The following is a 12,820-nucleotide window of genomic DNA, read 5'->3' as shown; positions in this document are numbered from 1 at the left end:
TTCTAATGTTCTATTCATTCATATGAATTGAAGTTAACCTTTACGGCTTTCTTAAAGTTCCCATAAACACAATAGAATTGGTTTGTTTTTCTTTTATGGCAAAAAAGAAAGGTTTGTTAAGTTTTATAACATTTGGTGGTCCTGCTGAGGTAACACCTACCTGAACAACTGTAGCTGCTGCAGCTTCAGTTCCTTCTTCATTTACTTCGATAAAGGATTGGTGGATGACACGTGAGACTTTTAAAGGTGAATCTTTACTTATTCCTGAAAAATTTGCAGCATCAGAAAACGGATTTTCCAAACCCAATTGAATGAGAACATCATTTAACTCTTGTTTGTATTTAAATTTGAATTTGGGGAGATGCACATTTAATTCAGGTCTGGAAAATGAACTCATCCATTGATTCCAATTGGAGTCGTTAAGCTGATCAACAATATCGGCTATTTTTTTGTTTTCATTCGGCAAGAGAATAACCATGCTGTAGTCTTTGTTTCCATAAGGCAATTCAAGGGCTGTAAAAATATCATTATTCAGGTGGTTAGCTTGCATGCTGGTAGTCATGTAGTTAGCTGTTGAAGTCACACCTTCTTCGTTGGTAAATATTCCACTATAGGTGTTTTTAACGTCGAAAGGATTTGTCCATTCTCCCTTAAAATAAATAGCATTGATCAGATACATGAATGCATCGGAGTCAATTTTATTCAAAATATTTTGAATTTTACCTTCGGTATTATCTTCCACCCAATTATTTATAGTATTCAGAGTTGATGGGTCAGAAAAATTCTTGATGTGAAATTCTGCATTATAAAATTCACGGATGTTTTTTTTGAATTCTTCTTCAACATTTGTTCCCTGCTTGCTCCATACCGAATTGGCAATGTTCAGTCTAATTTTTGGATCAGTTCTTTTTAAGTAGTTCTGAAGATTTTTATAGATAGTATTAATTTGATCGCGTGAGAGATCAGTCAGATGTAGGGTGTTTTCAAATGCCGTTTGGGTTTCGCCTTCAGCGCCATTGTAGGTCATGGCCAAGGCAAGAGAGATACTTGTGGGTGATATCATCATGTTTTCGGCTGAATTATCCTGATACAATTTTTTGAACAAATCAAATCCAAATTCATTATTGGATGCAACAACTGATTTGGCTTCCAATTCCATATCTTCGGGAAAAGGTTGGGGAGCTGGTTTCTTTCCGCCCGAGTTGAAAAGATTACAGGATATAAGAATTATTGATGACATAAATGTGAAAAATAAAATACGTTTCATTAGTTAGAGGTTTTAATAATGAATTGATTTAATTAAGTATAGGATTAATGGTTGGGTTTTGATTCTAAGATGTAGGAAAACATAAAAGGTTGCTTTATTAAGCAGTCTTTTTCATGTGTATTTATGATTTTTATTAGTGAGGTTCTGGAAGCGTCATATTTGTTGTTATCTAATGATAAAAAGTTCTGATGAGAATGTTATTTTGATATGATTAAATGTCTTTTTAAGTATAAAACATGCATTTGATGTAATCAATAATTCTTGTTTTTCAGGATGTTTTTACATTTGTATGTTGTTGTATGCTATAGCATAGTTGATTATGTACTTCTTTAGGAAGTCTTAAAAAGCTGGTGTATTAGTTTGAGCTCAAACTTGTTTTTTATAACTTACCTATCATTTTTTATGTGTATTTAACGATGTTGATCTTTGTATCTATACAAATACAACCTATTAATTGAGTTATCGAAATGGAAGAAATTGAGTTTACAATTATTGTTCCTGTTTTTAATGAGGAAGAGAACCTGCTTCGACTTGAAAGTGAACTTTCAGCCTTTCTTCAAATTGCTTTAGTACCTTCCAAGGTTTTATTCGTGAATGATGGATCTACCGATAAGGGACAGGAAATAATTGAACAGATTTGTCAGCGAAATGAGGCGTTTTCTTACATTTCACTTTTAAAAAATTGTGGTTTGAGTGCTGCTATTAAAGCGGGGATTGATCATTGTCACAGTCCTTATGTTGGTTATATCGATTCAGATCTTCAAACTAGTCCGGAGGATTTTAACTTGTTATTGGAATATCGCAAGGATTTTGCGCTTGTAACGGGTATGAGACAAAACAGGAAGGATAGTTTTGTGAAGAAAATGAGTTCGAAAATCGCTAATAATTTTAGACGATTTATGACTAAGGATGATGCTGAGGATACAGGATGTCCATTAAAAGTTATTGAGACGTCTTACGCAAAAAAAATGCCTTTTTTTAAGGGAATGCACCGTTTTATTCCAGCACTGACATTAATGCTAAATGGAAAAGTAAAACAAATCCCCGTTCGTCATTTTCCACGAATTGCCGGGGAGGCGAAGTATCATTTGTTTAACCGATTGACAGGACCTTTTCTCGATTGTTTTGCCTATCGATGGATGAAGAAACGATATATCGATTATGAAATTTCAAAACAGGGATAATGAGCAATTACTTTATCTTTGGCGTCGGATTTTTGGCGCAGGGTTTATTTGCTGCCCGTTTAATTGTTCAATGGATCAAATCAGAGAATGCAAAAAAATCACTTTCCCCAACTATTTTCTGGCAGCTTAGTATTTTAGCGGCATGGCTCTTATTTGTCTATGGTGTATTAAGAGATGATTTTGCAATTATTCTGGGACAAGTTATTACTTACTTCATCTATATTCGGAACTTGCAATTGAAAGGGAATTGGAAAGAGTTACCCTTAATTTCCAGATTTGTTTGTTTAGTGAGTCCCCTGATCGCTTTTGTTTACATGGCTATTAATTACGAAAGCAAATTACATCTTCTCTTTTACAATCAGGATATTCCACTTTGGCTTCTGATTTGGGGTAGTATGGGACAAATTATTTTTACCTTTCGTTTTATTTACCAATGGCTTTATTCCGAAAAGAAAGGTGAGTCATTACTGCCTATTGGTTTTTGGCTTATAAGCTTACTTGGTGCAGCGATGATTTTATCGTATGCCATTTATCGTAAAGATCCTGTTTTAATGATGGGACAGGGTTTAGGTGTTGTTATATATGCTCGAAATATACATTTAATAAGGAAGAATAAGAGCCAGGAAGATTCAGATTGAATTAATCGGCTTTACTATTTAAATTGAAAATTTTTCTAAAAATAAACGCATGCAGAATAAACGATTGTTGCATTTCACTATACTTAGTGTGGTTTGTTTGTTTGCATTCTTCCTGAATAATGGCAGTTTGTTTGTGAATATCATGGAGGCACGTAATTTTGTTACCGCCCGTGATATGCTCGAACACGGAAGTTGGCTTGTTCCTAATATGAATGGGGAGTTGCGTTTGGCAAAGCCACCTTTCCCTACTTGGATTACTGCGATTTTTGGAGGCTGGTTTGGTATTGATAATATCAGTATGCTTCGTTTTCCTGCAGGAATTATGGGAAGTTTACTCGTGTTATTCGGTTATTCTTTATCCTTCGAATTGCATAAAAACAGAACGCTGGCTTTGATTGTGGGTTTTGTTTTGGCCACGACTTTTTACGTCTTTCATATGGGAAGGACCGGAACCTGGGATATTTATTGCCACAGCTTTATGGTGGGTGCCCTTTGGCTTTTGGTAAAAGCCTGGCAAAAAGAGGGACCAAATTGGATGACCTTCATTGGGGCTGGTCTGATGCTTGGTTTATCATTCCTAAGTAAGGGGCCCGTGGCTTTTTACAGTGTACTTTTCCCCTTTTTGGTGATATACATTACTTTATACGGTAGCAAGCCAGTTGTAAATAAGTGGCGCCCTTTATTGCTTAGTATTTTCATTTTCTTAATTATTAGCTTTTGGTGGCCAATCTATATTTATTTTATGCATCCCGAAGCGCTGGCAGCGGTTGCTAAACTCGAATCAGGTTCGTGGATGAACAGACATGTCAGACCATTCTGGTACTACTGGAATTTCCCAATTCAGTCGGGCATCTGGACTTTATTTATAACTACAAGTTTATTATTCCCTTATGGTTTAAAGCGGTTTCGTGAACATAAGGGGTACAAGTTGGCTCTTATATGGACTTTAGCATCTGTTTTATTGCTTTCATTACTACCTGAAAAGAAAGATCGTTACCTTCTTCCAGTGTTAATTCCTTCAGCTTTTATTGTTGCCTATTATCTTAACTATTTATTGATTATATTTAAGGAAAACAAGGCGGATAAATGGGATAAAATTTTGTTTGGTGTTAATGTCTTTATAATTGCCTTGGTCAGTTTTGTAATTCCGGTTGCTTTATTCTTTTTCTTTTATCAGCCGGGTTATATCTCATTAGTTATTTTTATGTTGTTGACTGTTGTGTTCGAAGCGATTTGTATGTTGCTGCTTGGGGCATGGAAAAGAAAAGATGTTATTAAACTTTTGGTTGCGATTGGTCTTTTGACTTTCACATTTCAAGGCCTCATTATGCCACATATTGGACAATTTATAAATAAGAATCCTAATTTTAGAGATATTAAAGAAGTTTGTCAAATAGAATCGGTTAAGTCTCTTAATTTTTATAGTATAGGTGAGGATGGTTTCCGAATTGAGCTGGTCTGGGAAGTTGGTCGAAATGTAACTCCTTGGGATTTTGAAAAAAATACTGAATTGCCGGAGAATAAGGCTTTTGTTGTGTTTTCCAGTCAATTACCGGAAGACATATTGCCAACAGAAATTAAAGATCAGGTCGATATTGAAGTTTTGGAACATTTTGATAATAACCGTAGAGGGACTGACGCCAGATTTCGAAAGTATCTGTCAATTATTAAACCGAAAAGCTTGGAGTAAAGATATTTTACAAGCATCGTATTAAAGTTTATTAAAAAACCTTCGAGGTATGAAAAGAGTCCTGTCTCAAGTTTTTGACCTACAATAAGATACTGAGGGATAACTTTCATATGGTGAAATTTAAAAGATGATCACATGAAATCAATTATGGTAACGGGTTGTGCTGGATTTATAGGTTCCCACGTATGTGAAAGGCTTTTGGAACAAGGCTATCAGGTTGTTGGACTTGATAATTTTGATCCTTTTTATCCCAAAGCTATTAAAGAGCGAAATATGGAGGGTTTTAGAACTCATACAAATTTCAGTTTTTATGAAATTGATTTGAGAAAAGAAATTCCAGTTAATCAGATTGTGCAGAAAGTTGATTTGGTTATTCACTTGGCTGGTAAGGCAGGAGTCAGACCTTCAATTGATGATCCGCAAAGTTATATTGAAAGCAATATCACGGCAACTCAAAATATTTTGGCTTATATGCGTGAGAAGTCGATCAAGAAAATGGCATTTGCATCTTCGTCATCCGTATATGGTAATACTGAAAGTGTTCCATTTCAGGAAGATTTTAAGTTGGATGAGCCCATTTCGCCTTATGCCTTTACCAAAAAGAGTTGTGAATTATTAAACCACACCTATCATCATTTATATGGTTTTGATATTATAAATCTTCGTTTTTTCACAGTTTTTGGTCCCAGACAACGCCCGGATTTAGCCATTCACAAATTTTTGCGCTTAATGCGGGAAGGCAAATCGATTCCTGTTTTTGGAGATGGAACCACCGCTAGAGATTACACCTATATTGAAGATACAGTAAGTGGCATTCTTCAAGCTTGTCTTTATTTGGATACACATCAGTCTGTATATGAGACGATAAATTTAGGAAATTGCTTTCCGGTACTTTTGAGTGAACTTATTGAGGTTCTAGGGAAAGAAGCCAGAGTTGAAACATTGATAGACAGATTGCCCATGCAAGCTGGTGATGTTCAACAGACTTATGCCGATATTTCCAGAGCGGAAAAATTAATTGGCTACAAGCCGAAAGTAAGTTTTGCTGAAGGCATCAAACGATTTGTAGAGTGGTTTGATTGTAATTAGGCAAATATTTACACTGAACCGGTCACTTTTTCTTTTATGAAATTGTGGCGAAAGTCATTGTTGTATTTTTTTTCAAAAGCATTATATGCAATTCATGGTCTCTACAGTTGCTTTGGTGGAAATTGGAGTGTAATATTAAAACACGAATATAAAAAAAATGTAAATTAAGGAGTGATGCTGGATGCTTAATAAAGCTCCAGCTAAGCATTTAGACTCATATCTTCTTAGTTTATGATTAAACGTATACGACTATATATTCGTTGTTTATTTAAGCTCATTGAGGAAAAATTTTCATTTTTCTTTTCATCAAGGTATTCCATTTTTATTGTATTTATTGCCTTACACTTTTTGATTACTATTCTGAGGGTTCTATACGTGCAGCATGGTCCTTTGGAAATAGATTCAGAAGAGGCGCAATATTGGATCTGGTCTCGGCACCTTCAGCTATCCTACTATTCCAAACCCCCCTTAATTGCCTATTTTAACTGGGTTTCGACTTCTATTTTTGGAGATACACTTATCGGTATTAGAGTCAATGCCATTCTCATAGGCTTGGGTGTTGCTGTGATTTGCTATTATCTTGCGTTGGAACTTTTTCAGGATTGGAAAACTGCTGTTATTGCATCGTTTCTAACTTATGCTATGCCTTTTATTTGGGTGCCTTCACTGTTTTTTACAACTGATAGTCTTCTTTTGTTATTTTGGCTTATGTCTCTGCTTTTCTTTTGGAAAGCTTTGAAAACGGATTCTGTGAAGCATTGGATTTTGTTTGGTATTAGCTTTGGCCTTGGTATCATTTCCAAGTATACAATCCTCTTTTTAATTCCAGGTCTTTGTGCATTTATATTGCTTAATCATTCGCATATTTTTCGAAATAGAAAGTTTTATATGGGAATTGAGATAGGTCTTTTATTTCTTTTACCAGTTCTTGTCTGGAATATAAAAAACGACTTTGTAAGCTTCCGTCATGTTCAACATCTTTCCGGAGCTAATGATGTATCAGTTCCAATTAAAAAGATAATTTTTAATCTGTCGGAGTATATTTTGGGCCAAATAGCTGTTTTGTCTCCATTCTTTGCCGTGTTTTATTTCAAGATTCTAAAATCGTGGATTCGGAAACAGCTTTCGGATGAAGTCTTGTATCTTATTCTTCCGGGAATTTTGGTTTTTATTGCATTTTTACCGGTTGCATTCACCCGCAAATCTGGTGTTAATGTGAACTGGCCCATGTTTGCATACGGGGCAATTCCGGTTGTTTTGGCCCACTGGGCTGTGGTTAAAAAGAAAACTGGCGGGTTGGCGTTGATGGCTGGTACGAGCTTTATGCTGCTTTTGATTATTTCTAATCTATGGGTTTTTGATAGAGTGGGGATTCAGAAAATTATACCTGCAGAATTAGATCCTACTAAAAAATTGACAGGTTGGCAAAGCCTTGCCCAACACGTAGATTCTTTAAAAGCGAATATGCCCGATACCCGCTATTTCGTTTTCTCCAATAGCTATCACATTAGTTCCGAATTGCAGTTTTATCTTGATAAACAACCAACAACTTATGTTTTAAATTGTAATAATCGAATGAATCAATTTAGTCTTTGGCCAGGGGTGGAACAGTTTGCCAATAAAGATTATTATGGAATTTATATTAGTACGGCGCCAATAGGTGACGAACTAAAATTGAGTTTTGAGGAGTTAAATTCTTTTACCACACGAAGGATTCTTCACCGGGGAGCAGAAACGTATAATTTTAAAATCTATGTTTTAAAAGATTTCAAGGGATTCGATGAAAGAAATAGTCACTATTAGAAGCTTTTTGAAATGGGGATTGATTTTCAAAATCGGATATGAATGAAAAAAAAATGGCTTGATGTCGACTTAAACGGGCAATAAAAAGAGGTTTGTAAAATTTAGAGTAAACAAAAATTCCCAAAGCTTTGGCTCCGGGAATTTTTATGTTGAGTTTGAATCGAAATTAGTAGCTATAAGCTTTTACACATCACTTCTTTGCCTTCACGGGTGCAGGTTTCGAAGCCCATCTTTTTGATGTATTTCAAGTTGTCTTCAATATCTGAATCGCAAACAATACATTTGACATCATGTTGAGACAGGATGTCGCTAAGTTTTTGATACAAATAGTTGGCAACCTTAAAGTCGCGGAACTGGGGCAGGGCATAGTCCACATCAATTTTAAAGATATCATCTTTAACCTCACCTATAAAGATGCCTGCAACCGACATGTCACGCAATACGAAGACATTTAACTTGCCTTCAGCACTTGTGAAGTCAGGGAAGAATTTAGCAATATCTTTTTTGTATGATTCCAGATAGTAGTTCAGAATTTCGTCGTTTCCTTTAATTTCGATTACCTTAAAATTCTCTTTGTGCTGATACATTTTTACCAAATAATAAATGTTGGTGCAAACAATCAGAAAATTCATGAAAGCTACGGGGTAAGAGCCAATAAAGAAACCATAAGTTGAAAACAGGGCGGCGCCTAACATATTATACCAACGTAATTTTACGATTGATGTCATCGATAATGATACAAATACGATTATTGACGCTGCATAACCTAACCATTCCAAATAAGAAATGCCTAAAAATTCTAACATACTAAATAGGTTGTTTCGCTGATTTAAATTCAGCTGGTTAATAAAAAAAATAATAATGGGATGGTTGAAATAGTAGGATGCCCATGGAAGGCGATGCTAAAATAGATAAATTAATTGAAAGGATAAAATATGAATTTGGTTTAATAAAACATCAGTGACTACACAATTGGGTAGCCACTAATGCAATACTTCGAATCAAAGACTTGTCATTAAAAAGAGAGGTTGTAGTTCAAAACTATTGTATTTTGGACGCAGACGTTCTGTATTGTAATAACGTTCGATATTCACGATTTTTTTTGAACTGGTGATAATTTCGATTGGCGCATTGTCGTAGCGTCCATTTCTAAGAGTAATTAAACGCCCATGTATGCCTTTTATAATCAGATCGAGCGCCAGGTTTCCAAATGCCATTGGGACAATTGAATCGATGGCATCTGGATCGCCGCAGCGAACTAAATAGCCAAGTTTCTGATTAATCACATTAACGGGGATTCCCTTATTGTATTCAAGTGATAAATGTTTCATTTGGTCGGAGACGCGTTCGCCAATACCCCCCAGTTTTTTGTGTCCATAGTCGTCCATCACACTATCCTGAAAAATCATATCTTCACCTTTAAAAGCAGCCCCTTCGGAAATCAGTACAACTGAATAGCGGCTAGGGTTTTTGTATCGATCCTCAAGCATGAGTTGGGTGAGTTGATGGATGTCGAATTTGTATTCAGGGATAACACAACGGTTGGCTGCACCTGCCAGTGTGGGCAAAATAGAAGTGAATCCGGCATAACGTCCAAATACCTCAAGTACCAAAAAGCGTTCATGAGAGCCTGCAGAGGTTCTTAAACTGTGTGTTAAAGATATGGTTCGGGTAATACAGGTGCTGAACCCGATGCAATAATCCGTTCCGGGTACGTCATTATCCATGGTTTTGGGAATGGCAACAATTTTAACACCTTCCATGTCTAAACGTACTGCATAACTTAGGGTATCGTCGCCACCAATAGGAATTAGGTAATCGATATTAAGAAAGGCCAGGTTGGCCAGAACTTCTTCAGTCAGATCGTTAACATCAGCATTGTATTTATCCTGCAAGTGTATTGGGACTCGGGACTTTGATGTTTTTGATGGATTGATGCGTGAGCTATGCAAAAAGGTTCCGCCGGTTCGTCCGACTCTGTTGACCATTTCTTCAGTTAAGAGGGAACAATTGTCACTATTATCAGCTTTTTCATCTCTTATAATATCTATCAATCCTTTCCAGCCTTTGCGGATGCCTACAACAGTGTAGCCTTCACGTATTGCTCTGATGGTTACAGCACGAATGGCTGGATTCAGACCGGGAACATCACCACCTCCGGTTAAAATGCCTATGACTCCTTTTGTATTCTTTGGTATTTTCATAGCGATCCTCTTTTATCATTAATTCTTAGTTATAAGGTAATGATTTTTTCGTTTAAAGAGGATAGCTTTTGTGGGTAGAATTATGGCGTTTGGGATTTAATGTGAAAAAACGTAGGCGACAATGTTAGCGCCCATCATAAGTGCTTTTTTATGTTTTTCTTCAGTGTCGTTATGTACCGATGGATCTTCCCAACCATCTCCCAGATCACATTCGTAGGTATAAAAACAAACAAGACGTCCTTTGTAAAATAAACCGAATCCCTGAGGTGCTTTTCCATCGTGTTCGTGAATCTTAGGAAGGCCCGTTTTAAAATCGTAAACCTGATGGTAAATGGGATGCGAAAAGGGAAGTTCTATAAGTTCTTCTTTAGGGAATATTTTTTTGATCTCTCTTCGAAAATAGGCATTCAAACCATAATTGTCATCTACATGCAGGAAACCGCCAGCTTCGAGATAGAGGCGTAGGTTTTGAGCCTCTTGATTATTGAAAACGATATTGCCATGACCTGTAAGGTGAACAAAAGGGTAGGCGAAAAGTTCGTTGCTACCCACTTCAACAGTAGCAGGTTCGGCTTGTATGTTCGCAATTTTATTGGCATTACAATATTCAATCAGATTGGGCAATGAACTGGGATTAGCATACCAATCGCCTCCGCCATTGTATTTGAGCAGCGCAATGCGCACGCCACTTTTTTGAGCGGATAAGTTCAAACTTAGAGCTAAAAACAAAATAAGGGATAAGAATCTGAACATCGTTTGAATTTTGTTTGTAGGCATGTTGTGAGAATCTGATGTGCTGGATAATAATTACTGATTAGCCAGGCTGATAATATTACAAGCGACAACACCTGCTGTTTCAGCTCTTAATCGACTGTTCCCTAGTGTTATTTCTTTGAAGCCATTCGCTCTTGCCAATTCGACTTCCTGAGGGCTAAAATCACCTTCAGGACCAATAAGGATTAAGGCATTCTGATTAGCCGAGTATAGGTTTTTTAAGTGTGTTTTTTCGCCCTCGTAGCAATGTGCAATATATTTTTCCCCATTGAATGGTGCTTTTACTAAATCGTTGAATTTTGTAAGCTCGTTTAATTTTGGATGGTAAGCTTTTAAGGATTGTTTGACTGCTGATGTAATGACTTTAAAAAGGCGATCAATTTTAACGACTTTTCGTTCTGAAAACTGACAAAGAAGAGGGGTGAATTCATCAATTCCGATTTCGGTACATTTTTCCATATACCACTCTGTTCGCTCAATGTTCTTGGTCGGCGCTGCAGCGATGTGCAGTTTGTAATTTAGTTTTTCAAATTCAGCTTGTGTCTCGATGCATTCAACGGTACATCTTTTAGGATGTGCATCAATAATTTTAGCTGTAAACAAGTTGCCTTTGCCATCAATCAAATGAATTTGATCGTTTTCTTTCAGGCGAAGGACACGGACGCAATGCTTCGATTCTTCTTCGTTTAACTGATAAAATTTATCTTCTATATCGGGGGTGTAAAACAAGTTCATTATGTTATTTTATATTTGTGCCTGATGTTGTTTGTTATCAATTCACATGTTTAAATCTTCAATCCTAATTCATAACCTTACATTTAAAAGAAAACGGGTTGATAGATGGCTGCAAAAATAAAACTAAGTACCGATATAATTAAACCAAACATGAAAATAGTATAGGCTCTACGCAGTAAATTGTACTTTTTCCCTAATACAACTCCCAAATAATATTGGTCTTTAATTAAACTGTCGTACAAATCGTCGTAGTTTACCATTAGTCCCTTCAGGGCTTTAGAATAATCATCTACATGCATGCGATGAAAATTGCCAAAGAAAAGAAGGTTTACCTTTTTTTCCTTAACATCTTGCTGAGAAAATGTTCCGGATGTCACGTTGGGTCTGGTTGCCAAAACGGAATAGATAATCGTTACTAAACTGACACATAAAAGGATAAGGCAGGGAATGATAAAGTGAGGGACTTCCATGATATTTTTAAAAATGAAAAAGATCGCAGAGATGATGATGGAATTTACTGATATCATCAAATTGGCTTTTTTATCAGCAATAGAACTCAGGTTGATCTGATTACGGGAAGTGACCTTAAACATGGTTTCTATACCACGTTGAGGCATCTTTAATTTTAGGTTTTGGTTTTCAAGTTTAATTACTTTCTCATTGAGTTTTTGAATCTCTTTATTCTGATAGGAATTAACCTTCTCAGTTACTTTTTGAATGTTGAGTTCCTTCTTTTTTGCCATTACCTTTTTACCATATTCGGTACAGTAGTTGTGTTTTTTTAAGAAGTTTAGCGTTTCTTCCCAGTAGGTTTTTGTTGAAATTTCGTGCTCGATTAAGGCAGATCTTTCTTCACGCAGTTTATCTGATGATTTCATGAAATTTTTCGAAGATAAATGTTGTAAATCGGCATCACACAGCGCCTTTGAAATATTACATTCGCACGCTTTATAGGGCAGTTTGGTATTAAGAATTGCACGTGAAACTCGTTCAATTTTTTCACTGGGGTAATTCTTTTCTTTTAAAAATTCTTCAGCAATTTTACTACTGGTCGTTTCATGATTGATAAAGCCGTTGAAATATCCGGTATCATGAAACCATGCGGCAAGTATAAGAATTTCCAGATCTTCTTCTGAAAAATTCAGTATGCTTCCAATTTTACTCGCCTGTTTTACCACATTTTCGGTATGTTCCAGATTATGATACGTGTATATGGGGGTGTGATTTTTTTCAAAAAAATCAATAACAAAAGCCTTTGCTTGATCTAAAATAGACATAAGATAAATTGTTGAAATCAATAAAATATGGATGATTAAAGATAGCAATAATCTTGATTTATTCAGGAGAGTGAGCTGTTGCCCGTAGAATTGGCTTAATCGGGTTTGCCAATTTCCAGCTTATGAGGCTTTATTGTTTAGTATATGCAATTTGTTTTT

The 12,820-nt window shown here is 36.0% G+C and carries 11 protein-coding genes; 5 read left to right on the top strand and 6 right to left on the bottom strand.

Annotated features, from left to right (window positions below; genetic code table 11):
* Positions 1–40: 40 nt before the first annotated feature.
* Positions 41–1,267, bottom strand: a complete 1,227-nt coding sequence (locus EO244_RS13275) for a serpin family protein (protein WP_129255174.1) — start codon at positions 1,265–1,267, stop codon at positions 41–43.
* Between the two features lie 467 nt (positions 1,268–1,734).
* On the opposite strand from EO244_RS13275, the gene EO244_RS13270 reads away from it, so the two are divergent.
* The 5 genes from EO244_RS13270 to EO244_RS13250 all read left to right on the top strand — a co-directional run bounded on the left by EO244_RS13270 (position 1,735) and on the right by EO244_RS13250 (position 7,671).
* A complete protein-coding gene (locus tag EO244_RS13270; protein ID WP_129255173.1) occupies positions 1,735–2,451 on the top strand; it encodes a glycosyltransferase in 717 nt (238 codons plus the stop codon).
* Positions 2,451–3,089: a lipid-A-disaccharide synthase N-terminal domain-containing protein gene (locus EO244_RS13265; protein ID WP_129255172.1), complete on the top strand. Its 639-nt coding sequence runs from the start codon at positions 2,451–2,453 to the stop codon at positions 3,087–3,089. The genes EO244_RS13270 and EO244_RS13265 overlap by 1 nt, the downstream gene beginning before the upstream one ends.
* A 49-nt stretch (positions 3,090–3,138) precedes the next feature.
* The gene (locus tag EO244_RS13260; RefSeq protein WP_129255171.1) at positions 3,139–4,779 is read left to right on the top strand and encodes an ArnT family glycosyltransferase; all 1,641 of its coding nucleotides are present in this window, start codon (positions 3,139–3,141) and stop codon (positions 4,777–4,779) included.
* 135 nt (positions 4,780–4,914) lie between these two features.
* Entirely contained in the window at positions 4,915–5,868 is a 954-nt protein-coding gene (locus EO244_RS13255; protein WP_129255170.1) for an SDR family NAD(P)-dependent oxidoreductase, read from the top strand.
* 231 nt (positions 5,869–6,099) lie between these two features.
* Positions 6,100–7,671, top strand: coding sequence for an ArnT family glycosyltransferase (locus tag EO244_RS13250; protein ID WP_129255169.1), 1,572 nt, complete (start codon positions 6,100–6,102; stop codon positions 7,669–7,671).
* A 173-nt stretch (positions 7,672–7,844) separates the two neighbouring features.
* Here the strand turns inward: EO244_RS13250 and EO244_RS13245 are convergent, their stop codons facing one another.
* The 5 genes from EO244_RS13245 to EO244_RS13225 form a co-directional block, all read right to left on the bottom strand.
* On the bottom strand, positions 7,845–8,477 hold the full coding sequence (locus tag EO244_RS13245) for a YgjV family protein (protein WP_164977502.1): 633 nt from the start codon (positions 8,475–8,477) through the stop codon (positions 7,845–7,847).
* 195 nt (positions 8,478–8,672) lie between these two features.
* Positions 8,673–9,875: a 6-phosphofructokinase gene (locus tag EO244_RS13240; protein WP_129255167.1), complete on the bottom strand. Its 1,203-nt coding sequence runs from the start codon at positions 9,873–9,875 to the stop codon at positions 8,673–8,675.
* A 96-nt stretch (positions 9,876–9,971) separates the two neighbouring features.
* A complete protein-coding gene (locus tag EO244_RS13235; protein ID WP_129255166.1) occupies positions 9,972–10,628 on the bottom strand; it encodes a DUF4159 domain-containing protein in 657 nt (218 codons plus the stop codon).
* A gap of 54 nt (positions 10,629–10,682) precedes the next feature.
* A complete protein-coding gene (locus EO244_RS13230) occupies positions 10,683–11,384 on the bottom strand; it encodes a 16S rRNA (uracil(1498)-N(3))-methyltransferase (protein WP_129255165.1) in 702 nt (233 codons plus the stop codon).
* Between the two features lie 83 nt (positions 11,385–11,467).
* Positions 11,468–12,661 carry a Pycsar system effector family protein gene (locus tag EO244_RS13225; RefSeq protein ID WP_129255164.1) on the bottom strand — a complete coding sequence of 398 codons (1,194 nt, stop codon included), beginning with the start codon at positions 12,659–12,661 and terminating at the stop codon, positions 11,468–11,470.
* Between the last annotated feature and the right edge of the window lie 159 nt (positions 12,662–12,820).

Origin of the sequence: Ancylomarina salipaludis, assembly GCF_004122035.1 — a bacterium.
GTDB lineage: Bacteria > Bacteroidota > Bacteroidia > Bacteroidales > Marinifilaceae > Ancylomarina > Ancylomarina salipaludis.
The sequence above is the reverse complement of the archived record's forward strand: the minus strand, read 5'-3'. Positions and strand labels throughout refer to the sequence as shown.

What these genes read in the sequence shown, in the direction of transcription:
- EO244_RS13275 (WP_129255174.1), bottom strand. Translation starts at nt 1,267, where the DNA reads ATGAAACGTATTTTATTTTTCACATTTATGTCATCAATAATTCTTATA.
- EO244_RS13270 (WP_129255173.1), top strand. Translation starts at nt 1,735, where the DNA reads ATGGAAGAAATTGAGTTTACAATTATTGTTCCTGTTTTTAATGAGGAA.
- EO244_RS13265 (WP_129255172.1), top strand. Translation starts at nt 2,451, where the DNA reads ATGAGCAATTACTTTATCTTTGGCGTCGGATTTTTGGCGCAGGGTTTA.
- EO244_RS13260 (WP_129255171.1), top strand. Translation starts at nt 3,139, where the DNA reads ATGCAGAATAAACGATTGTTGCATTTCACTATACTTAGTGTGGTTTGT.
- EO244_RS13255 (WP_129255170.1), top strand. Translation starts at nt 4,915, where the DNA reads ATGAAATCAATTATGGTAACGGGTTGTGCTGGATTTATAGGTTCCCAC.
- EO244_RS13250 (WP_129255169.1), top strand. Translation starts at nt 6,100, where the DNA reads ATGATTAAACGTATACGACTATATATTCGTTGTTTATTTAAGCTCATT.
- EO244_RS13245 (WP_164977502.1), bottom strand. Translation starts at nt 8,477, where the DNA reads ATGTTAGAATTTTTAGGCATTTCTTATTTGGAATGGTTAGGTTATGCA.
- EO244_RS13240 (WP_129255167.1), bottom strand. Translation starts at nt 9,875, where the DNA reads ATGAAAATACCAAAGAATACAAAAGGAGTCATAGGCATTTTAACCGGA.
- EO244_RS13235 (WP_129255166.1), bottom strand. Translation starts at nt 10,628, where the DNA reads ATGTTCAGATTCTTATCCCTTATTTTGTTTTTAGCTCTAAGTTTGAAC.
- EO244_RS13230 (WP_129255165.1), bottom strand. Translation starts at nt 11,384, where the DNA reads ATGAACTTGTTTTACACCCCCGATATAGAAGATAAATTTTATCAGTTA.
- EO244_RS13225 (WP_129255164.1), bottom strand. Translation starts at nt 12,661, where the DNA reads ATGTCTATTTTAGATCAAGCAAAGGCTTTTGTTATTGATTTTTTTGAA.